This window comes from Chitinophaga sp. G7 BAM 1005, assembly GCF_057126945.1.
This window is the reverse complement of sequence record NZ_CP181478.1, coordinates 6,370,145-6,394,872: the sequence shown is the minus strand read 5'-3', so window position 1 is coordinate 6,394,872 and position 24,728 is coordinate 6,370,145. Positions and strand designations below refer to the sequence as shown.

The window sequence follows — 24,728 nt, the reverse complement described above, 5'->3', positions numbered from 1 at the left end:
CTATATGCGTTTATTCATTGGAATATTCATTGTTTTAATCTTTAGCAGCAACAAGATGATGGCCCAGTTCAACTACGATAACTCCTGGAAGAAAATTAGCGCACTGGAAGAAAAGGGATTACCTAAATCGGCCCTGGAAGTAGTTAATGATATTTATGCCCACGCTGTAAAAGACAAGGCAACGGCACAACAAATCAAAGCGCTCATCTACCAGATGAAGTACAACGCGGAGATCAACGATAGCAGCACCCTGCTCAATATGCAAAAAATGGATGGGGAGATCACCGCTGCTACCGGCGCACAGAAGGCCATTCTTCAAAGCATCAAAGCCGAAATGCTGTACCGGTATTTTCAGCATAACCGATACCGGTTTTATAACCGCACCGCCATTGCCGGCAACGAGGGAACGGATGTAAGCACCTGGGGGGCCGACCGGCTGCACCAGGAAATTACTGCCGCCTACCAGGCGTCGCTGTTCAACCGGGAAATGCTGGAGAAAACAAACCTCACGGCCTTTGAACCCATTATCATTAAAGGAAATACCCGGCAATTACGGCCAACCCTGTACGATTTGCTGGCCCACCGCGCCCTGGATTATTTTAAATCGGGAGAAGCGACCATTACCAATCCCACCAACCAGTTTGAACTTAACGACCCTGCCGCCTTTGCGCCTGCCGCCACTTTTGCAGCACATCACTTCACCAGCGCCGATAGCGCCTCCCTGCAATATCACGCCCTGCTGATCCTGCAGGAACTGATCCGCCTGCATGCCGGCGATAAAGCCGCGTTACTGGATGTGGATGTGGAAAGAATTGCCTGGATGAACCAGGTGGCAGTAACGGAAAATAAAGATGCGCTTTACCTCCAGGCGCTCGATCAGATGGCATTAGCCTACGCCGGTGAAAAAGAAGTGACGGCCGTAATGGTTATGCAGGCGTCTTATTATATGCAGAAAGGAGAAGCTGCTGATGACGCAAAAGGAGATCATATAAAGAAAGCGAAAGCCATTTGCGAAAAAGCAGTGGCACTGGCTCCCAAATCCTCCGGAGGTGCGTCCTGCGCTTACATGCTGGACCAGATCAGCGAGCAATTCCTGGAGCTGGCAACAGAAACCGTAAATGTTCCGGAGCTGCCGTTCAGAACACTGGTAAGATATAAGAATCTTAATAAGATCTACCTGCGCGTTTTTAAAGTGGATGAAACCTTCCTGAAGCTGTTACGCAAGGCACAGGGCAACTACCGCGACCAGGCAAATACCTACTGGCAGCTGATGCTGTCGCGCCCCGCCATAAAATCCTGGGAACAAACCCTGCCCGATCCGCAGGATTATATCACCCACAAAGCAGAAATTAAAATAGACGCACTGCCTGCCGGCCATTATATGCTGTTATCCAGCGCCGACCCGCAGTTTGCCCTGAAAAACAATCCTATGGCCATGCAAATGACCTGGGTATCCAATATCAGCTATATAGAAAACGGCACCACGTATTATGCCCTGCATCGTACCACCGGTAAGCCTTTGGCTGGCATCAACCTGCAGTTGCTGAGGAATAAGAACAACGATAATACAGAAGAATGGGTACTGGTGGAAAACCTCACCACCGGTAACGATGGCCGCGTAAAGCCTGCCCCCCTGAAGCAAAATAATTACCTGCGGCTGCATTGGAAAAATGGACAGGATGAGCTGTATATCGATTCACACCGTTATTATTATACCAATTATGAACGCACGGAAGAACCAAAGGCGCAAACGTTCCTGTTTGCCGACAGGAGCATTTACCGCCCCGGACAAACCATTTACTTTAAAGGGATCGTTTTAAAGAAACGCACTAATGAAACCGGTAGCGATATACTCACTAATTACAAAACTACTTTGTCGTTGTACGACGCCAACGGCGATAAAGCAGATTCAATTAAAGTAACCACCAACGAATTCGGCGCCTATTCCGGGAAATTTATATTGCCGGAAGGCCGCATGAACGGCAGTTACAGCCTGAGAGATGAGATCGGCAACGGATACCTCGCTTTCCAGGTAGAAGAATACAAGCGCCCTAAATTCTATGTGCAGTTTGATACCATAAAAAGCACTTATCGTATAGGGGATACCGTTACTGCCAATGCAAAAGCCCTGGCCTTTGCCGGTAACAATATCGACGGCGCCAAAGTAACCTACCGCGTAGAGCGGCGGGTACGTTTTCCTTACCCGTGGTTATTTTATAAGATAGCCGCGCCGTATGGTTCCTCCCGCGAAATTGTTCATGGAGAAACCACTACTGACGCCAACGGCGCCTTCCGTGTACAGTTTCCTGCACTCAGCGATAAGTCTGTAGACCCGGCCACCAAACCGGTATTTACCTATGTGGTACATGCGGATGTAACCGATCTTAACGGTGAAACCCGCAGCGGCGACCAAACGATCAGCGTGGGGTATCAGTCGATGGAAATTGTGGTGAATGCGCCGGCTCGCCTGCACCCCGACGATTTTAAGGAACTGAAGATTTATTCCCGTAACCTGAACGGCGCCTTTGAGCCTGCGAACCTTACTGTGCAGATAAAACCGCTCACCCCTAACAAGCGCCTGCTGCGTCCCCGCTATTGGGAAACGCCCGATCAGTTTGTAATGGACGAAGCCAGTTACGTACAGGCGTTTCCGGTAGATATTTATAAAGCGGAAGACGATCTTCAAAACTGGCCCCGCCAGGCGGCAGTGATCCAGGAAACCGTTAAAGGCAACCCGGAAGGAAAAGTAGTGCTGGACACCAAAAAGCTGGCTCCGGGATTTTATGAACTGGAAGTAAGCGCGAAAGATAAAAACAACGAAGCTGTTGTGCAGAAAACAACTTTCGAGTTAATAGACGCTCATCCGAAAACATTACCGGCGCCTGCATATTTGTGGACCTATCCCATTTCCGCTGTGGTGTCGCCGGGTAAAACGGCCACTATCCTGCTGGGCTCCTCTGCTGGTAATGTACACCTGATTCAAACAAAGAGAACAGTGGTTGCGCCGGAAGTACTTTCCACATTGGAACTCTCCGGTGTAAAGCAGCTGGATTTTCCCGTAACAGAAAATGACCGGGGAAATATATCGCTGGCCTATGTGTTTGTAAAAGACAACCGGGTGTTTACTGTTGAGACAACGGTAACGGTCAACTGGGATAACAAAGATCTGCAAATAAAGCTGGGCACCCATCGCGATAAATTATTACCGGGAGAAAAAGAAAAGTGGACTGCACAGATATCCGGGTATAAGAATGAAAAAGCAGCAGCCGAAATGCTTGCCTCCATGTATGATGCGTCCCTGGATGAATTTTTGCCACACAAATGGTACCAGCCGGCTATCTACCCTTATGTAAATAATATACTGAGGTTTAACGGCAGGGAGAATTTCAAAATGGATGTATCTACAGGACTGTATGACCAGGAAGGGAAATCGCATCCTGCTGAGGAAAAGACTTATGAAATGCTGAACCTGTTCGACTGGAACATGACGGATGGCTCTGGCGGAGGCCGGATCCTGATAAGGGGGACTGCAACTACAAAAAGAATGAAAGCCTCTGCAGCGGTAGGTGGCATAGCAGTGCAGGAAATGGCCCAGGCCCCCGCTCCGGCAGCAACACTGGCTGACGACGCAATTGCTGATAAAGTTATTGCCAACAAGACTGCCGGAGAAAAAGAGCCGGCAGGCGGAGAGGAACCAACGGCTCCTTCTATCCGTAAAAACTTCCAGGAAACCGCCTTCTTCTTCCCGGATCTCCGCACAGACAAAGACGGCAATATCACCTTTGAGTTTACCGTTCCGGAAGCCCTTACCAAATGGAACTTCCAGGGTCTGGCACATACAAAAGAACTGGCTTTTGGGTATACCAGCACCAGCATTGTTACACAGAAAGTGCTGATGATCCAGCCCAATACCCCCCGGTTTGTACGTGAAGGGGATAAAATGGAATTCACGGCTAAAGTGAGCAACCTGTCCGACTCCCAACTGATAGGCCAGGCACACCTGGAACTGCTGGATGCTACTACCATGCAGCCGGTGGACGGATGGTTCCAGAACATTTTCCCGCTGCAACACTTTACCGCCAAAGCCGGACAAAGTACCGTGGTAACCTTCCCGATCCAGATCCCGCACGGATTCCAGAGCGCGCTCATATACCGGGTTACCGCGCAGGCAGGAAGTTTCAGCGATGGAGAAGAAAATGCATTGCCGGTGTTAACCAACCGGATGCTGGTGACAGAGTCGCTCCCATTACCGGTTCGCGGCGATGGCAAACATGACTTTATCTTCGGGAAATTATTGCACAGCGATTCTTCCCAAACAATTGTACAGCATGGCGTTACCGTGGAATATACCAGCAACCCTGCCTGGTACGCAGTACAGGCATTGCCTTACCTGATGGAGTTCCCGTACGAATGCGCTGAGCAGGTATTTAACCGCTATTATGCCAACGCATTGGCTACACATATTACCAACGCCACACCCGGTTTAAAGGCCATTTTTGATAAATGGAAAATCACTGATACCGCTGCGTTGCAAAGCAACCTGGCAAAGAATGAAGAGCTGAAATCAGTGTTGCTGCAACAAACGCCGTGGGTGCTGGAAGCAAAAAATGAAACACAGCAGAAAAAGAATATCGCCCTGCTGTTTGATCTGCAACGGATGCAGAAGGAAAGAAAATCGGCGTTAGATCAGTTGACGGCCAAACAATTGCCGGATGGCGCTTTTCCCTGGTTTACCGGTATGTGGAAAGACCGCTTCCTCACACAATACATTGTTGCAGGCTTAGGTCATTTACAACAGCTTACAACGGAAAAAGATCCCGCAGCTACCGACATGGCGTTGAAGGCCATCGACTACCTCGATAAAGAGCTGGATGCAGATTATTATAAGTTAATCAAAGCAAAGGCTAACCTGAAAGAAGAACAGATCAATCAGATACAAATCCACTACCTGTACGCCCGCAGCTTCTTCGACAAACCGGTACCTGCCGCCATGAAGAAGTCGTTTGACTTCTATTACGCACAGCAGCAGAAATACTGGACGAAGCAAAGCCGCTATGCACAAGGCATGATTGCATTATCGCAGTTCAAAAAGAACGACCAGGTAACGCCGGCGGCTATATTAAAATCGCTGAAGGAAAATGCCATGAACAGTAAAGAAATGGGTATGTACTGGAAAGATGTAACCAGTGGTTACAACTGGTACCAGGCGCCTATTGAAACACAGGCATTGCTGATTGAAGCCTTCCAGGTAGCAGGCAAAGACGCCGATGCAGTGGCGGATATGAAAACCTGGTTGCTGAAAAGTAAACAAACCAATAACTGGCATACCACCAAAGCTACTGCAGATGCCTGCTACGCTATGTTGCTGCAAGGCAGTAACTGGTTGGCTGCTTCTCCGGAAGTAACCATACAACTTGGAAATACTACTGTGAAACCTGCCGCAACAGAAGCAGGTACCGGCTATTTTAAAGAAAGGATAGACGCAAAAGCAGTAAAGCCGGATATGGGCAACATCAGTGTAACCCTGAGGGATAGTAAAGGACAACCTTCGTGGGGCGCCGTGTACTGGCAGTACTTTGAAGACCTCGATAAAATTACTGCTGCCGCTACACCGCTGGTACTGGAAAAAGAACTGTTCAAAGAAGTGAACAGCGATAAAGGACCGGTACTCACCAAAATCACCGATGGCAATGAGCTGAAAGTAGGAGACAAGGTGAAGGTGCGGATCGTGTTGCGCGCCGACAGGCAAATGGAGTACATCCACCTGAAAGACATGCGGGCGGCCTGTTTTGAGCCTGTCAATGTAATCAGCGCCAGCAAATGGCAGGATGGATTAAGCTATTATGAAAGCACCCGGGATGCCTCCACAGATTTCTTCTTCAGTTATCTGCCCAAGGGAACTTATGTGTTTGAATACTCGTTGTTTGTTACCCACCAGGGTAAATTTTCCAACGGTATCAGCACCGCCCAGTGTATGTATGCACCGGAGTTTTCAGCACATAGCAGCGGTCTTAATGTAAAAGTCACCGAGTAAATTATTGCCATATAGTTTCAGAAGGGTTGATGGAGTTGTCCATCAGCCCTTTTTTTATTGCTATTTTTGAGGATATGAGGAAAGCAGATTACCTTATCATAGGGCAGGGAATTGCAGGAACCATGTTAAGCTGGTTCCTGTTGCAGGCAGGGAAAAAAGTAATTGTTATCGACGATGCCAAACCCAACAGCGCTTCGAGGGTGGCTGCAGGGATCATTAACCCGGTATCGGGCCGCAGGTTTGAACCGGCCTGGATGTATGATATGATATACCCTTTCGCAAAAACTACCTACAGGGAGTTAGCGGATTTGCTGCAGGTACCGGTTTTTACGGAGCGTCAGCTATGGACTGTTTTTCCTTCGCTGCAGATGCGGGAAGCCTTTCTGAATAAAACTACCGGTAATGAATATACGGAGCTGCCGGCGGTGTTAAAATATGAAGCCTTCCTGGATCAGCCTCACGGCGCAGCCATTGTACATGGCGCTACGGTGAACCTCCGTGCATTATTGCCGGCTTACCGGCAATATTTACAGGCGCAGGAAGCGCTGCTGGAAATTCGCCTGGATGTGGCGGACCTGGAAATTACGGAAGAAGGAGTTACCTATAAAGATATTACCGCCCGTAAAATTATTTTCTGCGATGGGGTAGGCACTACCGGGCTTCCTTTTTTTAAGGAGATAAAATTTTTGCCCAATAAGGGAGAAGTATTGCTGGTGAAGATACCGGGGCTGGAAACCGTGGACATCATAAAGAAAGGGATTACGCTGGTGCCGCAGGACAACGGATTGTTCTGGGCAGGGTCTTCTTTCGTGTGGGATTATGAAGATGACCATCCGACCGCAAAGCAGCGGGAAGTGCTGGAAAAGAGCCTCGTACAGCTGTTGAAGGCGCCTTATGAAATAGTGGACCAGTTGTCGGCGGTGCGGCCATCGGGAAACGACCGCCGCCCGATAGCCGGTTTTCATCCGGCGTTGCCGTCTGTAGGGTTATTTAACGGGCTTGGAACAAAGGGTTGCTCGCTGGCGCCTTTTATGGCGGCTCATTTCAGGGATGTGCTGGTTGCTGATGCGCCACTGATGCCGGAAATAAACCTCAGGCGATATTTTTAACATACATCGGGCATAAAATGCCCGATCCAAACCGTATCTTTGCCCCCCTTATGGGTATAAGTGAACAACTGGATAGTGGTCGCCAATTGAAGATTACTTGTCCCGTAATTCAACCATAAAACTAACTAAATCAACTATTTACGCATGTATAGGACGCACACTTGCGGGGAATTACGAATGGAACAGGTGGGCCAGGAAGTAACTTTGGCCGGATGGATACAGACAGTAAGAAAGTTTGGCAGCATCAATTTTTTTGACCTGCGAGACCGTTATGGTATCACTCAATTGCTGTTCGGTGAAAGCCTGAATACAAAACTGGACGCACAGCCGCTGGGCCGTGAATTTGTGATCCAGGTAAAAGGTACCGTAACCGAGCGTTCTAATAAAAATAAGAACATCCCTACCGGTGATATTGAAATCACAGTGAGCGATTTTACCATCCTCAATGCGGCTAAAACACCGCCGTTTACCTTGCAGGATGATACCGACGGAGGAGATGAGCTGCGGATGAAATACCGCTTCCTTGATCTGCGCCGTAATATTGTAAGACAAAACCTGGAACTGCGCTACCAGGTAGGACGTGCTGCACGTAACTACCTGCACACCGCTGGTTTTATGGATATAGAAACGCCTTTCCTGATCAAATCTACCCCGGAAGGCGCCCGCGATTTCGTAGTACCCAGCCGCATGAACCCCAACGAGTTTTATGCGCTGCCACAGTCGCCGCAAACCTTTAAGCAATTGCTGATGGTGAGTGGATACGACCGTTACTACCAGATCGTAAAATGTTTCAGGGATGAGGATCTGCGTGCAGATCGCCAGCCGGAGTTTACACAGATCGACTGTGAAATGAGCTTTGTAGACCAGGAAGACATTCTGAGCACCTTTGAGCATATGCTGAAGCACATCTTCAGGGAAATAAAAGGAATCGAGTTCCCGGATGCTTTTCCGCGGATGACTTTCGATGATGCGATGGAATATTATGGTAACGACAAACCGGATATCCGCTTTGAAATGAAGCTGGTAAACCTGAACGATACCGCAAAGAATAAGGGCTTTAAAGTATTTGACGATGCAGAACTGGTAGTGGCTATTGCTGCCAAAGGTTGTGCTGAATACACCCGCAAACAGCTGGATGAACTGACCGACTGGGTAAAACGTCCGCAGATAGGCATGAGCGGGCTCATCTATCTCCGTTATAACACAGACGGCACACTGAAGAGCTCTGTGGATAAGTTTTTTGATGAAGAACAGCTGAAATTATGGGCGCAAAAATGTCAGGCGCAACCCGGAGATCTTATCCTGGTGCTGGCTGGCAAGGAAGAGCGTACCCGTAAAGCTGCCAGCGAACTCCGCCTGGAAATGGGTGAACGCCTTGGTTTACGCAACAAAAACGACTTTAAACCGTTGTGGGTTATAGACTTTCCGTTATTTGAATATGCCGAAGAGGAAAACCGCTGGGTGGCCCGTCACCATCCGTTTACGTCACCAAAGCCAGAGCAGATTGCTCTGATGGATGATCCTTCACAATACGCTAAAATTAAGGCTAACGCCTACGATATAGTTTTAAACGGCACAGAAGTAGGGGGTGGTTCCATCCGTATTTTCCAGCGCGACCTGCAGCAGAAAATGTTTGCAGCCCTGGGAATGAGCAAGGAAGAGGCAGAACATAAATTTGGCTTCCTGTTAGGTGCATTTGAATATGGTGCACCACCACACGGAGGTATTGCTTTCGGATTTGACCGCCTGTGTTCGCTGTTGGGTGGTAGTGAAAGTATCCGCGACTTTATCGCTTTCCCGAAAAATAACTCCGGACGCGATGTAATGCTGGATGCACCCGCTGCAATAGACCAGGTACAGCTTAACGAATTGAAGATCAGTCTGGTAAAGCAATAACCCAGTATGGCTGCCACCAGTTAAATGGCAGAAGCTGCTATTGCCGGCATGGTCTTTGCAAAAGAGAATGCTTTTGTCGCTAAAATCCCCTTTGATATGGCAAAGTGCCGCATCAAAGGGGATTGGCACAAATATGAGGTACAATTTTTTTAACAAGAGATTAACGGGTTAGATAAGAAAAAGCGGAGAACGTATTATTTAAATTTTTAAAGTAATATTGCGGTGTGATCATCGTTGATATGTGAGATAAGAAATGATGCTGAAAACAAAGAAGGAACTATCACCTGTATCAAAAAATACTACCATGAGAATTTCAACATTCTTTAAGAGGACAGTATGGTTATGTGCGGTGTTATTATTGCTAATGCTCAGCAATGTTGGGTTTGCACAACAATCCACAAACAGTTATTTAAAGAAATTTAAACCGGTTTCTGTAGAATTGATGCAGGAAACTGGTATTCCGGCAAGTGTTATCCTGGGGATAGCCATGCTGGAATCAGGCACCGGAACAAGTAGAAATGCAAAGTTGCTGCATAACCACTTCGGGATTGTAGGGAAAAATAACATTTCCAAGGCAAAACCAGGAGCCAGGTCCGTGTACAAGCAATATGTGTCAGACATGGCTTCCTATGAGCATTTTGTGGAAGTACTGGCACGCAAGAAATGGTTCGGCGAAATGAAGGGAAACCCCGAATTTGCGCTGTGGCTCAAAAAAATGAACCATAGCGGTTATTCATCTGCCGGTCATGAATGGATCAGACGAGTGACAAATATTATTAACCGCTATAAATTGTATAAGCTGGACGCAAGTATGGATAGCGTGGCAACGGAATCAGAAAAATGGTTAACCGTAGGCATGCCGGCAGCAGGCGATCAGTGATGTGCAACAGATCATAAACTATGTCCGGCAAAAATAAGTCTGCCTATCCGTTTTATATTATTCTTGGAACTTTAGTTTGTGTAGTAGGGCTTTCACAGCTCAATTACACTTTTTCATACAAAGACTTTCAATTCCGGAAGCTGGATATGTTATCAGACCTGAGAACAAATTCCACTTCCCCGGACGATCAAAAGCTTACTGCAGCCGGCAACGACAGCAGTAAGCTTTCTGGTTTAGATAGCACCCGTGTTAATCCGGATGTGCCTAATCCGGATCACACCCATAACTTCATGTCGTATACCGGCATCATGGAATATGCTTCCCCGGTACCCGGCGATTCTATTGTAGGGATGAAACAATTCCTCGCCGCTCTCAAAGAACTGAAAGCCGGTAAACGCCGCAAAGTCAGGATTGCCTATTTCGGCGACTCCATGATTGAAGGCGACCTGATCACCGGCGATCTGCGCGACAGCTTACAGCACTACTTCGGAGGCGGAGGCGTGGGATTTGTTCCCGTAACCTCTGTGGTAGCCTCTTTCAGAACTACTATCACCCATACTTTTTCCACCGACTGGAAAGATTATCACTATAAAAATTCACCACCGTCCAATGTCACCCTGGGTTTATCAGGGCATACTTTTTATCCCGGCGGAAACAGCTGGGTGAGGTATTCTCCTGTGAAAAAGCCTTTGCTCGACAAATTCCGGGAAGTATCCGTATTGTACGGTCCTGCTGAAGCCGGCACTATCACTATTAACGATAAAGCCTATACGCTTTCAGGCGCCGAACCGGTGAACAGGCTGGATCTGCAGCAGGATACAGGCGCCACGTCTGTAACGCTCCGTAATGCCGGCAGCGCAATGCCTTTTTATGGTGTTTGCTTTGAAAACGGGGATGGTGTTTACGTGGATAACTATTCGTTCAGAGGTATCAGTGGCGTGGAGCTGGGCCGCTTGTCTGCCAGTATGGTCCGTCGCATGCAGCAGGAACGGCCTTACGACCTGGTGGTAATGCACTACGGCGCCAATGTGTTGTTCCGTCCGGAGCTCACTGACTACAGCTGGTATGAACGCCCGATGAAGAAAGTAATGGACTCCCTTCGCCGGGATCTGCCGGCGACTTCATTCCTGATCATTGGTACTGCCGATAAATCTTACAGAAAAGCCGACAAATATATTACCGCACCCGGTGTGGAAGCATTGCTGAAAGTTCAGCACAACCTGGCCGCCGGCCACGGTACAGCCTACTGGAACCTTTTCGCCGCTATGGGCGGAAAAGGCGCTATGGTAAAGTGGGTAGAGGGAGACACTGTGATGGCCAACAAAGACTATACGCACTTTAACAGAACGGGAGCAGCCAAAGTAGGATCGCTGCTTTACAAAGCTATTATGAATGAATACAGTCAGGCACAACAACCTTAGCGCGAAATGGGTGGCAGTGCTTTTACTGATACTCAGCGGATTTACAACTTATGCACAACAATCAGCAGATGCCGGCGCTATCCAGCAGGACACTGCCTTGTATCGTTTTTTTTCCTCGCTTTATGAGGCAGATAGTAATGTAATATCCATCCTGCACCTGGGCGATTCACATGTGCAGGCTGGCTTTTTCCCACTTACCGTTGCTTCCCTGTTGCAGAACCGGTTTGGTTATGCCGGGAGAGGATTTGTATTTCCCTACAACCTGGCAGGCACCAACGGCCCGGATGATTTCAAGTGGAACAGCACCGTAAGATGGACATCGGAAAGAGTGGTGGATCGTAATAAATCTGATGTGCTGGGACCCGGCGCTATTGCCATCATTTCCCAGAACAATGCGCCTACCTTGTCTTTCACCGGTAAAACAGACGGCAAGATGGATAATAATTTCCGTAAAGTAACCCTGCTGTATGATGCCGGAAATACCAACAACACATTGGTAGTGCCGGATGCTACCGTAACGGTAACGCCTGCACCTTTTCCCGGTTCTTCTACCCTGAGCAAAGCAACACTCGATTTTTTACAAACGTCACAATCTTTCCAGGCAAGATGGGAAGGCGCCGGTAGCGGTCCTTTCAGGTTTTACGGCGCCATTATGGAAAACAGCCGCAACGGGGTGCTGTACCACAGCGTAGGTATCAACGGCGCGATGTTTCAACACTACAATGAAATCAGCAACATCCTGCTGGCACAAATGGCTGTACTGAAACCCAAACTGGTCATCATTTCCCTGGGTACCAATGAAGCCTATGGCGGCAGAATGGACCCGCTGGCCTTCCGGGATGAAATAGATAAAACAGTAACGCTTATCCGGGAACAGGACCCTTCCGTAAATATCCTGCTTACCACGCCACCTGATTGTATGCGTGCGGTGCGGAAAGCCACCCGAAAAAAAGTAGGTAAAAAGAAATACAAAACGATATACCATACTGCGTATTATCCCAATCCGTATATCTCTATGGTAACACAGCAAATCATGGGATATGCCCGGCAATATGGCATTGCCTGCTGGAATTTTAATGCGGTGAATAAAGCGCAGAAAAGTAGATTTGCAGGAGCATGGGCACCCGACCATATTCATTTTAATGCAAGAGGATATCAGTTACAGGGACAATTATTATATGAAGCCCTGCGACGTTCTTATACACATTATATACAGCAAACAAAGAAAAATCCAGTAACCTCCGATGATCGACATTAATAAACTGTTATACGAACTGTCGTACCATGAGTCAGACCCGGTCCTTTTTAACAGTGGGTTCTTCTTTTATTATTTTGCGATATTCCTGATGTGTTACCTGCTGGCAAGCAGGAATAAAACCGCCAGGGTATGGGTGTATACGGTATTTTCACTTTATTTCTTTTATAAAGCGTGCGGCTACTACGTAGGACTGGTCATACTTTCAGCGATTGTGGATTTTAATTTGTCGAGATGGATCCATGAAAGCCCCGACAAAAAAGTGAAGAAATCACTGCTGATACTAAGTATCTTCTTGAACATAGGGCTGCTGTTTTATTTCAAATACACCAACTTCTTTATAGGGATGATCAACGACATCACAGCGGGGCACATTTCTACGCTGAAGCTGATCCTGCCCATTGGTATCTCCTTTTATACTTTCGAAAATCTTAGCTATACCATAGATGTTTACCGGGATGAAATTAAGCCGGTAAATAATTTCATGGATTATCTTTTCTTCCTGTCTTTCTTCCCGAAACTGATGATGGGGCCTATCGTGCGCGCGGCAGATTTTATTCCGCAGATCTCCATGCCTTATCGTCTCAGCTCCCAGGACATTGGCAAGGGGATGTACCTGATCATGGGGGGATTATTCAAGAAGATTGTGATCTCGGATTTCATTTATCAGAACTTTGTACAATATATTTTTGATGATCCCAGCAAGCATACGGGCCTGGAATGTTTGATGGGTGTGTATGGCTATGCGCTGGTGATTTATTGCGATTTCTCCGGTTATTCTGATATGGCGCTGGGTATTGCCCGGTGGACGGGTTTTAAAATTCCGCCTAACTTCGATTCTCCTTACCAGAGTTCTTCCATTACAGAGTTCTGGCGCCGCTGGCATATTTCCCTGTCCAGCTGGCTGAGGGATTACCTGTATATACCGCTTGGCGGTAACCGCAAAGGCAAGGTGCGCCAGTATGTTAACCTGGCGCTGACGATGCTGATTGGTGGTTTCTGGCATGGCGCCAGCTGGAACTTCATTTTCTGGGGAGCAATGCACGGCGGTGCGCTGGCGATTGATAAAGTGCGTATCGACTACCTGAAGAAAAGCAAAACAGTGATCACCGGATGGAAAGCCGGTTTCCTGAAGATCCTGGGTGTGCTTATCACGTTCCACTTTGTGTGTTTCTGCTGGGTATTCTTCAAAGCATCTACCTTCCACGATGCCTGGTCGCTGATCCACCAGGTGGTATATGACTTCCAGCCAGAAATTGCGCTGGAACTGTACAACGGCTATACCGCTGTATTCTGGGTGATGATACTTGGCTTTATATTACACTTCCTGCCTTCAAAAGTGGAATTTTCTCTAGAGAAAATACTGGGACGTATCCCGGTAGCAGGTAGCGTAGCCATCATGGTAGCTTTCATTTGGTTGCTGGTGCAGGTAAAAAGCACGCAACCTATGATCCCGATTTACTTCCAGTTCTAACCTGATTTACCTTTTTTGCCAGGGGATATAGATTTCAGATTCATTTTCGCCTGTGAGCGAGATGAAGAAATGGTTGCCGCTCATTTTGAAATATCCTGACCGGCAGCTGTTGTTGATGAATTCATACATGGGCAATCCTGCTGCTGCAAAGTTCATGGGCACGGGTAGCTTTTTGTAGTTGCCTGCAGGAACACGTTTTGTGAAAAGACTGAATGGTTCCTGGAAAGAGCTCCGTACCTGGTTGTGCGCTTTGTCGTACTCATTATGCATAGGAATCATAATCCCCACATACATCAGCATCCTTGAATAGTCGGTAACAGGTACGATGTCCAATGTGCCGGTGATGATCATGGCGCCGGGCAGCTCCAGCGACGTTTTAATAGCATACAGCTGCTTCTGGTAATTACCCAGGTAGTCTACCATTGTTCTCACGGGATCGTGGTTCCGTGGGAGAATGTTATAATACAGCTGGTAATCCTGCAGTTTTATGTCCTCGGTCCGGTCCGGGTTGAAAATAACGTGTTGCGGGTCATTGTGTGGGTTAGAGGCAACTTTGGTGCGTGCCAGTGTATTCTTTTCGTTTACCAGGTAAAGCCTGTTGCGGAAGCTGATGGGCGCTTCGTGAAAGAATTCCCGGAATGCCTTGGTGAAACTGGATTGTGTATACCCGCACAATTCACTGATTGTTCCCACATTGTAGTCGCTATGCCGCAGGTATCCGGCACCTGCTTCCAGCCGCCTTATTTTGGTGAAATGGATATACGACATCCCGTACATTTCCGCAAACTTGTGCGAGAAGTTGTCGACAGATTCGCTGATCAGCGCCGCTACTTCCTTCAGTCCGCGATCGCCCTGCGGATCATCATGAGATAGCGCAATGGCCTGTTGGATTTTCTTCTCCCAATGGTTAAATGTTGATGTTTTCATGGAGGCATATTTTGGAGTATGCCGAATTTAAGGGAAAGTTTGCCGGCAACAGAGGAGCGGGCCGGAACAGGACCGGATTAACGAGCGGTTAACGATTTAATCCTTCCGGCCTTAAACAGCTGGATTAAATAAAGGCTAATTCTATACTTTTGCGCAATAATTTCAGAACCTGATGCGCACTGCCAGAATTTTTCCGATCGTTATTTTGATGTTATGTATCACGGGAACTGCCCGTGCGCAATTCCTCATGGATATGATAGACACTACCACTGAAGTGGGAAAGGGGATGATATCCATGTATATGAAGTACGATGCGCTGCGTTTTAGCGGCTATATCCAGCCCCAATTCCAGATGGCGCAGTCGAGGGGCGCCCAGAGCTACGCGGCGGGAAATTTCCCGGCTGCCTCGGATAATCGCTTTACCCTGCGACGGGGACGTATCCGGGTGGATTATGAACGTTATAACAAACAGGATATGCCGGTAGTGCAGTTTGCTTTCCAGTTCGACGGAACAGAGAGGGGAGTAAATATCCGCGATTTCTATGGTCGTTTTTTTGAGACGAAATTCAATTTATTCTCACTGGTGGGAGGGATGTTTGCCCGTCCTTTTGGTTATGAAGTAAACCTGTCGTCGGCAGATCGTGAAAGCCCCGAGCGCGGGCGGATGTCACAGATCCTGATGCGAACGGAGCGCGACCTCGGGGCAATGGTGTCTTTTGAACCCCGCCGTAAGGATCATCCCCTGCGCTTCCTCAAAATTGATGTGGGAGCTTTCAACGGGCAGGGGCTCACGGCCACTTCCGATTTCGACAGTCACAAAGATTTTATAGGCCGCATTGCCATAAAGCCCCGGATAATAAAGGGCACAAAAAGCCAGTTATCGGGTGGGGCATCCGTGTTGTACGGCGGTATGCAGCAGTTTACAAAACAGATCCGTACAATGGGAACCGCCAGCGGCAAACCTGCTTTTATGATGGATTCGTCGGTATCTAATGTCGGGAAAATTGCACCGCGGCATTATTACGGCGCAGATGTACAATGGAAGATCTCCAACGGAGAAGGGAAGGGATTTACCCAGTTCCGGGCAGAGTACCTCCGCGGCAGGCAAACAGCTACTGCCTTAACTACCGAAACGCCGGGCGTTATACCGGTGGAGGCCGACGGAAGGTTGCAACCCCTCTACATCCGCAGTTTCGACGGGGCTTATCTCTATTATATTCAAAACCTCGGCAGCGTGAAACACCAGGCGGTACTGAAATACGACTGGTACGACCCCAATACAGCAGTGAAAGGTAAAGATATCGGCACGCCTGGTGCAGGACTCACCCCCGCGGATATACGCTATAATACCGTGGGCATTGGCTACCTGTACTATGCAAACGAACACCTGAAGTTTATGGTGCATTACGATTGGGTAACCAACGAAAGCACTGAACTGGACGGCTATATGGACGACCTGAAAGATAATGTGCTTACCTGCAGGATGCAGTATCGTTTCTGATTACTTTATTCTCTTCCGGATTCCATCGTAAACCCAAATGTACTGCCTATTTCAGGCTTGCTACGCACGGTAATGGACTGGTCGTGGGCTTCCACGATGTGTTTTACGATAGCGAGTCCGAGGCCGGTACCGCCAATATCGCGGCTGCGTGCCCTGTCGGTACGGTAAAACCGTTCAAATACACGCGGCAGGTGTTCTTCCGCCATACCAATACCATCGTCGGAAATTTCTATCAACACTCTTTTCCCATCCATGCTGTAAACGCTGGCAATGGTGTGCCCGTCCGGTTTGCCATATTTTATGGAATTGTCTACCAGGTTAATGAGTACCTGGCGGATCTTTTCTTTATCGGCGTATACCGGCTGCGGCGCTTCGCAGCCTTTTTTGATACTGAACTTAATGCCTTTGGTATTGGCTTTCAGCGACAGCGTATCAAACACATCTTTGATCAGGTCCTGGATCACGAATACTTCTGCATTAACCGTCATTTCGCCGCTTTCCAGTTTGGATATTTCATCCAGGTCGTCGATCAGCCGGCAAAGGCGGTCGATGTTTTTGGTGGCGTTTTTCAGGAACAGCTTATTTACGTTGGGATCTTCCAGTGCGCCATCCAGGAGGGTGTGAATATAGCCCTGAACGGCAAAAATGGGCGTTTTCAGCTCATGCGAAAGGTTCAGCAGGAACTCCTTACGGAACTCTTCGTTCCGGCGCAGGTTGTCCAGCTCTTCTTTTTTCTGGCTGGCCCATTTTTCCACATCTTCACTTACTTCTTCAATGGTTTTCAGGGGAAGAATATTCTTCTGGAAAAACTCTTCTCTCTTGGACGCTTTCGTTTGGTAAATGAATTTATAGATCAGCTTTATCTTCCTGTAAATAAAATTCTGCAGGGTATAAAGGTACAGGTAATATGATACCAGGAAAGTCAGCACAAAGGCTCCCACTACTACTTTCCAGTTGCCATCTATCACCAGGCTGCCCAGTGCGATAACGGCTGATATCACCAGGGCTGTAAATCCCGCTAACTTCTGAGGGGACAGGTTTTTTGCTTTAAACATACTCCAAAGTGAGTAATTAAGGTAATAATGGGAAATTACTTTAAATTTTTTACTTGACAACAGTAATAGCTTTTGGCCGCCGGCATTAGCTGCCGGAGAACGATGTTTTGGTGGGATTTGAACGGGCTGCCGGCACTGCACTGCCAACAGCCAAAGGCTAACAGGGCGGAGGGCTACATTTCAAATTTATAGCCAACGCCTTTTACAGTAGTGATCAGGTCGATCCCTATTTTCTGGCGTATTTTACGGATATGTACATCGATGGTACGGTCGCCCACAATCACTTCAGTACCCCATACCTGGTTAAGGATTTCGTTGCGCAGGAATACACGGCCGGGTTTGGAAGCCAGTAACTGCAGCAGTTCAAATTCTTTCTTTGCCAGGATGATTTCCTGTCCTTTGTACGTCACCGTGAATTTCTCCCGGTCGATGATCAGGTCGCCCAGTGTTACACGGGTTTCCTCTGGTTTGTGCAAACGGCGGAAGAGCGCGTTGATGCGGCTTACCAGCAATTTGGGTTTAATGGGTTTGGCGATGTAGTCATCTGCTCCCATGTTCAGACCGTCTACTTCAGATTTTTCATCATTGAGCGCAGTTAAAAACAATACCATCGTATCTTTGAACTCAGGGATCTTCCTGATTTCGCGGCAGGTATCGATCCCGTTCTTGTTCGGCATCATGATATCCAGCATAATCAGATCCGGTCTGAATATTTTTGCTTTCTGGATAGCCTCGCTGCCGTCTTTCGCTGTTACGGTATCGTAACCTGCTGTTTTGAGATTGTAACTGATAATTTCCAGAATATCCAATTCGTCATCTACTACCAGAATTTTTCCTGCAACCGCTTGGTCTATCATAAATTTTGCTTTTAAAAAGACGGGACAAAATTATAAAGCCATCTCCGTGATTAATGGAAAATTAACATTATGAAATTGTTAATTCAATATCAGACTGGTTTTCCGCGTTCCAAAGCAAGATACGCCAAATAACAATGCTGTATCAATATGTCAATTATTCAACATCCATAGGTAGGTGATTATGATCATACTGAATAACGACCTTCTTTTTTACAGTTAATTTTGAACCGGTCACAGGCTGCAATGGACAGTTCTAGTTATAGATAGAATAATTAAAATATATTTCCTCCTAAAAAACAAAAGATAGCAACGAAGTGCTGGCAAACTCTGTATTTGGTTGTAAATTTGCTATCTGGTCCTTGCGAAAAGATCCATTAGTATGAGAAGATTTTTATTAATAATTACACTGACAGTCCTGGCAGTCAGCCAAATGCAGGCACAAAGCAGCCACCATCCGATTCCAATCAGCAGACAGGGATTTCATGACAACATCGATAAAGAACAGGCCGCTGCCGCCAAATTCGATGGCAAAGCAGATGACCTCGTAAAAGTATCTGATGACCAGACTACCAACCTGCAGGTAACCAACGCCCTGATCAAGGAAGTAGACGACATGCAGCAGGAGATAGAAGACAATGATTCACTGGATCACCGGCTGAAAGTAAAATACCTTTCTGCCATCTATGTAACGCTGAAAGATTATAACCAGAAACGTTCGCGCCGTAACATCGACCCGGAAGAAGCGCCCGCTATGATAGCCGCTTTCCGCAATATGATGCATGCAGATATCAAAGGACAAAGCATTTTACCCTATATCAGCAATCTTTCCTTCGACGCCTCCGAAAGGATCATCGAATCGTTCCAGGATAATCCCGGCTACAAAGAAGCCAGGGGCCAGATTTTCACAAAATATGCTTTCAATAACCTTGAAACCGTAATGCCCAAACTGGGAGATTATCTCAACTATCCGGGCACCGATTCCATTGTAGCCGCCGTAGCCCGTAAATACCCCAACCAGGTACTTACCTACGCTACCTCCTACACGCCAATGGCCAACGCCATCAAGCGTAACCAGGATCCTATTGTACAACAGATTGTACGCATAGGACAGTCGCCCCAAAGCACCAAGATATTGCCTTTTATAGATGAACTCCTGGCCGGGACCACCACCGTTGATAAGCTGGAAGCCGTTGTAGACAACGACTACCAGTACTTCAAACAAATGGTGAAGTCCAATATCGCCCTGCAGAAGCTGAAAGCCGACGGACAAAATCCATTCGGCCTGAAGGCTATGATGGAAAACATGCAGGCAAAATCACTGCTGTATATCCGCTCGGTAAACGACCTGCATGAAGAACCCGCCCCGGTGAGGTTCGCCATCGTTAAAAACTTTACGCCGGAAGAACTCTACTACCTGATCATCAACGGCCAGGAAGAACTGTATACCTCCAGCTATACCAATCACAGCAACGCCGGTTTATACGACCAGATGATGCTTCGGATGAAACCCCCGCGTGGCGACAGCTTACTGATGGTGGTGAATTTCGACCGTTTCAAAAAGTTCATCGCAATGGCGGCCGGCTTTAATACCCTGGATCACTTCCTGAAATCTATGGCTCCGGAAAATTCCAACTATCTCATGCAGAAATATGTGCAGAACCTGGAAAAAACCGAAGACCTGGAAGATGCGGTGGACGTTGCCAACTCCTTTGGTAGTATCCGCGACGAGAAACTACTGGAATTCCTCCGTGTGGAAGTGAAGAAGAACCTGAACTACGTGAAAAAGCATAGCGATAAACGCGGTACGGTTATCTATCAACTGCTCAGCAGCCTGTTTGAAACCGAATCAAAATCAGAAAACGATTCTTCCAAAGCCACTGATATGGCAGCCAAGCTCCAGCTGCCGCCTATCAACTATGTTACCTATAATACGCTCGAAAGCGACAGCGGCCGGGTATACCAACAGGTGTTTTTTTATGGAGATAAGGACGGACAAGAATCTTTCGCCAGCTTCATGACCAATTTCCCTTCGTCCGACTGGAGAGTGAGCAAAAATAAATACTGGGCTACCATCACTTCGCTGAAAGGGAAAGCCACTACTATTTATGCGAACCTTCCCACTGATGAACCTGCGGATAAAGAGGCGATTTCAAAGCTGTCTGAATACCTGGATGAAAACGATATCCATCCTACCATTTTCATTCACCGCGGCCACAGTTATCATATCAACACCACATTGGAAAATCTCCAGAGCTCCGCTAAGATAGTAGTGCTGGGTTCCTGCGGCGGTTATCATAACCTGGCTACCGTACTGGAGAAATCGCCGGAAGCGCATATCATTTCTTCCAAACAGGTAGGTACCCGTTTTGTAAATGAACCGATCATTCACAGCCTGGAAGACCAGGTACGTTCCGGCAAAAACGTGGACTGGGTGATCATGTGGGCGCAGCTCACAAGGAAATTTGCAGGAGATGCCCGTAACAAGGACCTTTTCAGCGATTATGTACCGCCTCATAAAAACCTCGGCGCCATATTCATTAAGGCTTATAAGCAAATTATGAAAGACGAAAAGAAGTAATATATTTCATCAGCATATTCCCGAGAGGCTGTATCATAAATAAATGATGCAGCCTTTTGTTATTTTTAGTACCTGGGGCCCATTTATCCACGTTCCTGGTGGAAAAATTTTTGATTTTTCTGTATTTGCTGCCAGAATGATTTTCTATTTTTAATCTATGGCAAGAGGAAAATCACTGGTAGTGTCCTTTAAAAGTAACCACCAGCATCAGGGTATGCTTCTACCTCCCGATTTAAGTGAGCTGGTTGCAGACAACCACCCGGTAAGAGTGGTTAGCGATATTTTAGATAAAGTAGACATTGGTCAGTTAATGCAGCAGTATAAACCCGGAGGAGCAAGTAACTATCATCCCCGAATGTTGCTGAAGGTATTGGTTTTTGCATATATAAATAATATATATAGTAGTCGAAAGATAGAGGAAGCCCTCCATCAGAATATCAACTTCATGTGGTTAAGTGGCATGAGTAAGCCCGATCACAATACAATTAACCGTTTCCGGGGTAAACGTCTTCAGAAATCCTTACAACCCATCTTTACGCAGGTAGTATTACTATTATGTGAAGAAGGTGTTTTGAATTTGAAAGAGCTTTATACCGACGGCACTAAGATTGAAGCGAATGCAAACAGATACAGCTTTGTATGGGGTAACTCTATAAAAACCAATAAGGCAAAAATGCAGCAACAGCTGAATGAATTGTGGAAATATGCTCAAACTATCGCTTCTGCCGAATTAGACGATGACCATGATCCTTCTGGGTTTGATAAAATTGATAGTGAAAAAATTGAGCAAACAATAGCCACAATAAATGAGGCATTAAAGGATAAACCAATCGATAAAAAAATACGTCAGAAGCTGAGCTATGCTAAGAAAAACTGGCCATCTGCATTGGACCGTTATGCCGAACAGGAAAAGATAATTGGCGATAATAGAAGTAGTTATAGCAAAACAGACGAAGATGCGACCTTTATGCGAATGAAGGAAGATCACATGAGAAACGGGCAACTAAAGCCAGCTTATAACCTGCAGATAAGTACGAATAATCAATACATTGTCAATTACAGTCTTCATCAGCATACCACCGATACCAACACCCTTCAGCAACACTTGAATATATTTAGGGATCAGTATGGTAAGAATCCAGTCAACATCACCGCTGACGCAGGCTATGGAAGCGAGCAAAACTATGTGTGGCTTGAAAAAAAGCGAATTACTGCTTATGTAAAGTATAATCATTTTGACCGCGATCAACATAGAAAAACCCGTAATAAAAAACCATACGGGACTGACAAGCTTTCCTATAACCGGGAGAAAGACAGGTATATATATCCGTCTGGAAAAACGATGAAAAATATAGGTAGTTACGAGCATGTTACCAAGGCGGGCTTTAAACAAACAATCACAAAATACAGAGCTGGAAAATGCAATGGGTGCCCATTGCGTAGTGATTGTCATGGACAAAAGGGCAATCGAATAATAGAGGTAAATCACAATCTAAATCGCCTAAAGAGGCGAGCGGAAAAAAGGTTAAAAACGAAGCGAGGCATCCAAAAGCGTAAACAAAGATGCCATGATACCGAACCCGTTTTTGCTAATATCAAGCATAACCACCTATTTAAACGATTTATGCTGCGAGGTCTGGATAAAGTGAGTATTGAAGCCGGATTATTAGCATTAGCACATAATCTTCGTAAAAAGGCCGCTTAAAATGATAGAAGAATATTGACTTTTTAAGATTTTTATCTCAAATCGATAAATATATCAGCAAAATAGAAGAGGCTGCATCATTTATTTATGATACAGCCTCTTCTATTTTGTGTATTCCAGGTGACTTGTAAACCTCGGGCGTAATTATTTTTTATCGTACGTTTGTTGAGTAGTTTAAACCTGGCACATTGGAAAATCCTGCGGTAAAGAAAGTATTTGATTTCAGTTTATTACGGCGCATATTCTCATTCGCGGCTCCTTACAAACGATCCTTCTACATCTCCATGATATTAACGGTTGTACTGGCCGCTATTTCCCCGTTACGTCCTTACCTGATCCAGGTAACGGTTGATAAATATATAGCAGGTCAGCTGATGCAGATGCTGATCCTGGTTACCATTGTACAAATAGGGTTGTTATTGCTGGAAACAGTGGTCCGGTTCTATTTTTCCTACCTCACCAACAGGCTGGGACAATCTGTGGTGAAGGACCTGCGGGTAACGGTGTACAAAAAGATTGTACACCTGAACCTGGCTTTTTTTGATAAAACCCCTATTGGTACGCTCACTACGAGGACCATCAATGATATTGAGGCGATCAATGATGTGTTTTCCGAAGGGATTATTTCTATTGTGGCGGATTTGCTGATGATCATTGCCATATTGGGAGTGATGTTTATGGAAGACTGGCGCCTGACGCTCATCAGCCTGTCGCCCTTCCCGATCCTGATCTTTGCTACCTATATTTTTAAAGAAAGCGTGAATAAATCCTTTTACAGGGTCCGTAATGCGGTGTCAGCGCTCAACGCCTTTGTACAGGAGCATCTCACAGGGATGGTAGTGGTGCAGGCATTCACGGCGGAGAAAAGGGAGTTTGCCCGTTTCAAACATATTAACAAGGAGCACCGCAAAGCGAATATTGACGCCATTTTTGCTTATTCCGTTTTCTTCCCGGTAGTGGAAATTATCCTGGCCATTTCCCTGGGATTAATGGTGTGGTGGGGAGCCAACAAGGTGTTGAACTACGAAGTAACCCAGGGGGTGATGATCGCGTTTATCATGTACCTCAACATGCTGTTCCGCCCGCTGCGGATGCTGGCGGATAAGTTCAATACGCTGCAGATGGGTATGGTGGCCAGCGAACGGGTGTTTAAAGTGCTTGACAACCAGGATTATATCCCGGATAGAGGACACCAGAGCGCGGAGAAGATGAAGGGCGCTATTACCTTTGATAATGTAAGTTTTGCGTATATAGATGATCGTTATGTGCTGAAAAACATCAGCTTTCATGCAAATCCGGGTGATACGGTGGCCATTGTGGGGCATACCGGTTCTGGTAAAACCACCATTATCAGTATCCTGAACAGGCTGTATGAAATTCAGAAAGGAAGTATCAGGATCGATGATATTGAGCTGCCGGCTTACTCGCTGGAATCGTTACGCAGCAAAATAGGGGTGGTATTGCAGGATGTGTTCCTGTTTGCCGGGTCTATTTATGATAACATTACACTGCACAACAGCAATATCAGCAGGGCGAAGGTGGAGGAGGCTTCCCGGCTGATAGGGATCCATGATTTTATCATGCAGCTGCCTGGCGGGTACGACTACCAGGTAATGGAGCGGGGCAGCACCCTTTCCCTGGGGCAACGTCAGCTGATCTCTTTCGTGCGGGCATTGCTGTACGATCCGGCCATCCTGGTGCTGGATGAGGCTACGTCTTCTGTGGATACCGAGTCGGAAATGATGATCCAGCAGGCGATAGACAAGCTGATTGCCGACCGCACCGCTATTATTATTGCGCACCGTCTTTCTACTATCAGCAAGGCAGATAAAATTATCGTGCTGGATAAGGGAGAAATTAAGGAGATGGGTACCCACGAAGAGTTGCTGAAGCAGGAAGGGTTTTACTTCAAGCTACATAGCATGCAGTTTAACGTGAGTAAGGTATAGGAAAATGAATTACAAAAATATTAATATGAAATACTTTAACGGGCTGTTGATTTCAACGGCCTTTTTTTATGGAAAAAAACAGGCATT

At 46.7% G+C, this 24,728-nt stretch carries 15 protein-coding genes; 12 read left to right on the top strand and 3 right to left on the bottom strand.

What is annotated here, in order from left to right; genetic code table 11:
- The first annotated feature begins 4 nt into the window (after positions 1-4).
- The 8 genes from ACMXI2_RS25665 (at position 5) to ACMXI2_RS25630 (ending at position 14,069) form a co-directional block, all read left to right on the top strand.
- Complete coding sequence (locus tag ACMXI2_RS25665) at positions 5-6,034, top strand: alpha-2-macroglobulin family protein (protein ID WP_483778786.1); 6,030 nt, start codon at positions 5-7, stop codon at positions 6,032-6,034.
- A 74-nt stretch (positions 6,035-6,108) separates the two neighbouring features.
- The gene (locus tag ACMXI2_RS25660; RefSeq protein ID WP_483778785.1) at positions 6,109-7,143 is read left to right on the top strand and encodes an NAD(P)/FAD-dependent oxidoreductase; all 1,035 of its coding nucleotides are present in this window, start codon (positions 6,109-6,111) and stop codon (positions 7,141-7,143) included.
- Positions 7,144-7,287: 144 nt separating this feature from the next.
- Complete coding sequence (gene aspS, locus ACMXI2_RS25655; RefSeq protein WP_483778784.1) at positions 7,288-9,039, top strand: aspartate--tRNA ligase; 1,752 nt, start codon at positions 7,288-7,290, stop codon at positions 9,037-9,039.
- Positions 9,040-9,063: 24 nt separating this feature from the next.
- Positions 9,064-9,192 (top strand): hypothetical protein, encoded by a 129-nt coding sequence (locus tag ACMXI2_RS25650; RefSeq protein WP_483778783.1) that lies wholly within the window; start codon positions 9,064-9,066, stop codon positions 9,190-9,192.
- 151 nt (positions 9,193-9,343) lie between these two features.
- The gene (locus ACMXI2_RS25645) at positions 9,344-9,919 is read left to right on the top strand and encodes a glucosaminidase domain-containing protein (protein ID WP_483778782.1); all 576 of its coding nucleotides are present in this window, start codon (positions 9,344-9,346) and stop codon (positions 9,917-9,919) included.
- Positions 9,920-9,939: 20 nt separating this feature from the next.
- On the top strand, positions 9,940-11,340 hold the full coding sequence (locus ACMXI2_RS25640) for an SGNH/GDSL hydrolase family protein (RefSeq protein WP_483778781.1): 1,401 nt from the start codon (positions 9,940-9,942) through the stop codon (positions 11,338-11,340).
- Positions 11,312-12,598, top strand: coding sequence for a GDSL-type esterase/lipase family protein (locus tag ACMXI2_RS25635; protein ID WP_483778780.1), 1,287 nt, complete (start codon positions 11,312-11,314; stop codon positions 12,596-12,598). Before ACMXI2_RS25640 ends, ACMXI2_RS25635 begins: the two co-directional genes overlap by 29 nt.
- Positions 12,585-14,069, top strand: a complete 1,485-nt coding sequence (locus ACMXI2_RS25630) for an MBOAT family O-acyltransferase (RefSeq protein WP_483778779.1) — start codon at positions 12,585-12,587, stop codon at positions 14,067-14,069. Before ACMXI2_RS25635 ends, ACMXI2_RS25630 begins: the two co-directional genes overlap by 14 nt.
- Positions 14,070-14,075: 6 nt before the next feature.
- Here the strand turns inward: ACMXI2_RS25630 and ACMXI2_RS25625 are convergent, their stop codons facing one another.
- Entirely contained in the window at positions 14,076-14,996 is a 921-nt protein-coding gene (locus ACMXI2_RS25625) for a helix-turn-helix transcriptional regulator (protein ID WP_483778778.1), read from the bottom strand.
- A gap of 172 nt (positions 14,997-15,168) precedes the next feature.
- Here ACMXI2_RS25625 and ACMXI2_RS25620 point away from each other — a divergent pair, with 172 nt between their 5' ends.
- Positions 15,169-16,497 carry a porin gene (locus ACMXI2_RS25620; RefSeq protein ID WP_483778777.1) on the top strand — a complete coding sequence of 443 codons (1,329 nt, stop codon included), beginning with the start codon at positions 15,169-15,171 and terminating at the stop codon, positions 16,495-16,497.
- Positions 16,498-16,502: 5 nt separating this feature from the next.
- On the opposite strand, the gene ACMXI2_RS25615 is transcribed toward ACMXI2_RS25620, so the two are convergent.
- Together ACMXI2_RS25615 and ACMXI2_RS25610 are read right to left on the bottom strand one after the other, a co-directional pair.
- Complete coding sequence (locus ACMXI2_RS25615) at positions 16,503-17,552, bottom strand: sensor histidine kinase (RefSeq protein WP_168771500.1); 1,050 nt, start codon at positions 17,550-17,552, stop codon at positions 16,503-16,505.
- Between the two features lie 173 nt (positions 17,553-17,725).
- Positions 17,726-18,409: a response regulator transcription factor gene (locus ACMXI2_RS25610; protein WP_079471020.1), complete on the bottom strand. Its 684-nt coding sequence runs from the start codon at positions 18,407-18,409 to the stop codon at positions 17,726-17,728.
- Positions 18,410-18,788: 379 nt separating this feature from the next.
- Here ACMXI2_RS25610 and ACMXI2_RS25605 point away from each other — a divergent pair, with 379 nt between their 5' ends.
- The 3 genes from ACMXI2_RS25605 to ACMXI2_RS25595 all read left to right on the top strand — a co-directional run bounded on the left by ACMXI2_RS25605 (position 18,789) and on the right by ACMXI2_RS25595 (position 24,641).
- Complete coding sequence (locus ACMXI2_RS25605) at positions 18,789-20,987, top strand: hypothetical protein (RefSeq protein WP_483778776.1); 2,199 nt, start codon at positions 18,789-18,791, stop codon at positions 20,985-20,987.
- Positions 20,988-21,144: 157 nt separating this feature from the next.
- Complete coding sequence (locus tag ACMXI2_RS25600; RefSeq protein WP_483778775.1) at positions 21,145-22,692, top strand: IS1182 family transposase; 1,548 nt, start codon at positions 21,145-21,147, stop codon at positions 22,690-22,692.
- A 188-nt stretch (positions 22,693-22,880) separates the two neighbouring features.
- Positions 22,881-24,641, top strand: a complete 1,761-nt coding sequence (locus ACMXI2_RS25595) for an ABC transporter ATP-binding protein (RefSeq protein ID WP_483778774.1) — start codon at positions 22,881-22,883, stop codon at positions 24,639-24,641.
- Positions 24,642-24,728 lie beyond the last annotated feature (87 nt).

Bases quoted from the DNA above. Each gene is read 5' to 3' on its own strand.
- ACMXI2_RS25665 (WP_483778786.1), top strand. From the start codon at position 5: ATGCGTTTATTCATTGGAATATTCATTGTTTTAATCTTTAGCAGCAAC.
- ACMXI2_RS25660 (WP_483778785.1), top strand. From the start codon at position 6,109: ATGAGGAAAGCAGATTACCTTATCATAGGGCAGGGAATTGCAGGAACC.
- aspS (WP_483778784.1), top strand. From the start codon at position 7,288: ATGTATAGGACGCACACTTGCGGGGAATTACGAATGGAACAGGTGGGC.
- ACMXI2_RS25650 (WP_483778783.1), top strand. From the start codon at position 9,064: ATGGCAGAAGCTGCTATTGCCGGCATGGTCTTTGCAAAAGAGAATGCT.
- ACMXI2_RS25645 (WP_483778782.1), top strand. From the start codon at position 9,344: ATGAGAATTTCAACATTCTTTAAGAGGACAGTATGGTTATGTGCGGTG.
- ACMXI2_RS25640 (WP_483778781.1), top strand. From the start codon at position 9,940: ATGTCCGGCAAAAATAAGTCTGCCTATCCGTTTTATATTATTCTTGGA.
- ACMXI2_RS25635 (WP_483778780.1), top strand. From the start codon at position 11,312: ATGAATACAGTCAGGCACAACAACCTTAGCGCGAAATGGGTGGCAGTG.
- ACMXI2_RS25630 (WP_483778779.1), top strand. From the start codon at position 12,585: ATGATCGACATTAATAAACTGTTATACGAACTGTCGTACCATGAGTCA.
- ACMXI2_RS25625 (WP_483778778.1), bottom strand. From the start codon at position 14,996: ATGAAAACATCAACATTTAACCATTGGGAGAAGAAAATCCAACAGGCC.
- ACMXI2_RS25620 (WP_483778777.1), top strand. From the start codon at position 15,169: ATGCGCACTGCCAGAATTTTTCCGATCGTTATTTTGATGTTATGTATC.
- ACMXI2_RS25615 (WP_168771500.1), bottom strand. From the start codon at position 17,552: ATGTTTAAAGCAAAAAACCTGTCCCCTCAGAAGTTAGCGGGATTTACA.
- ACMXI2_RS25610 (WP_079471020.1), bottom strand. From the start codon at position 18,409: ATGATAGACCAAGCGGTTGCAGGAAAAATTCTGGTAGTAGATGACGAA.
- ACMXI2_RS25605 (WP_483778776.1), top strand. From the start codon at position 18,789: ATGAGAAGATTTTTATTAATAATTACACTGACAGTCCTGGCAGTCAGC.
- ACMXI2_RS25600 (WP_483778775.1), top strand. From the start codon at position 21,145: ATGGCAAGAGGAAAATCACTGGTAGTGTCCTTTAAAAGTAACCACCAG.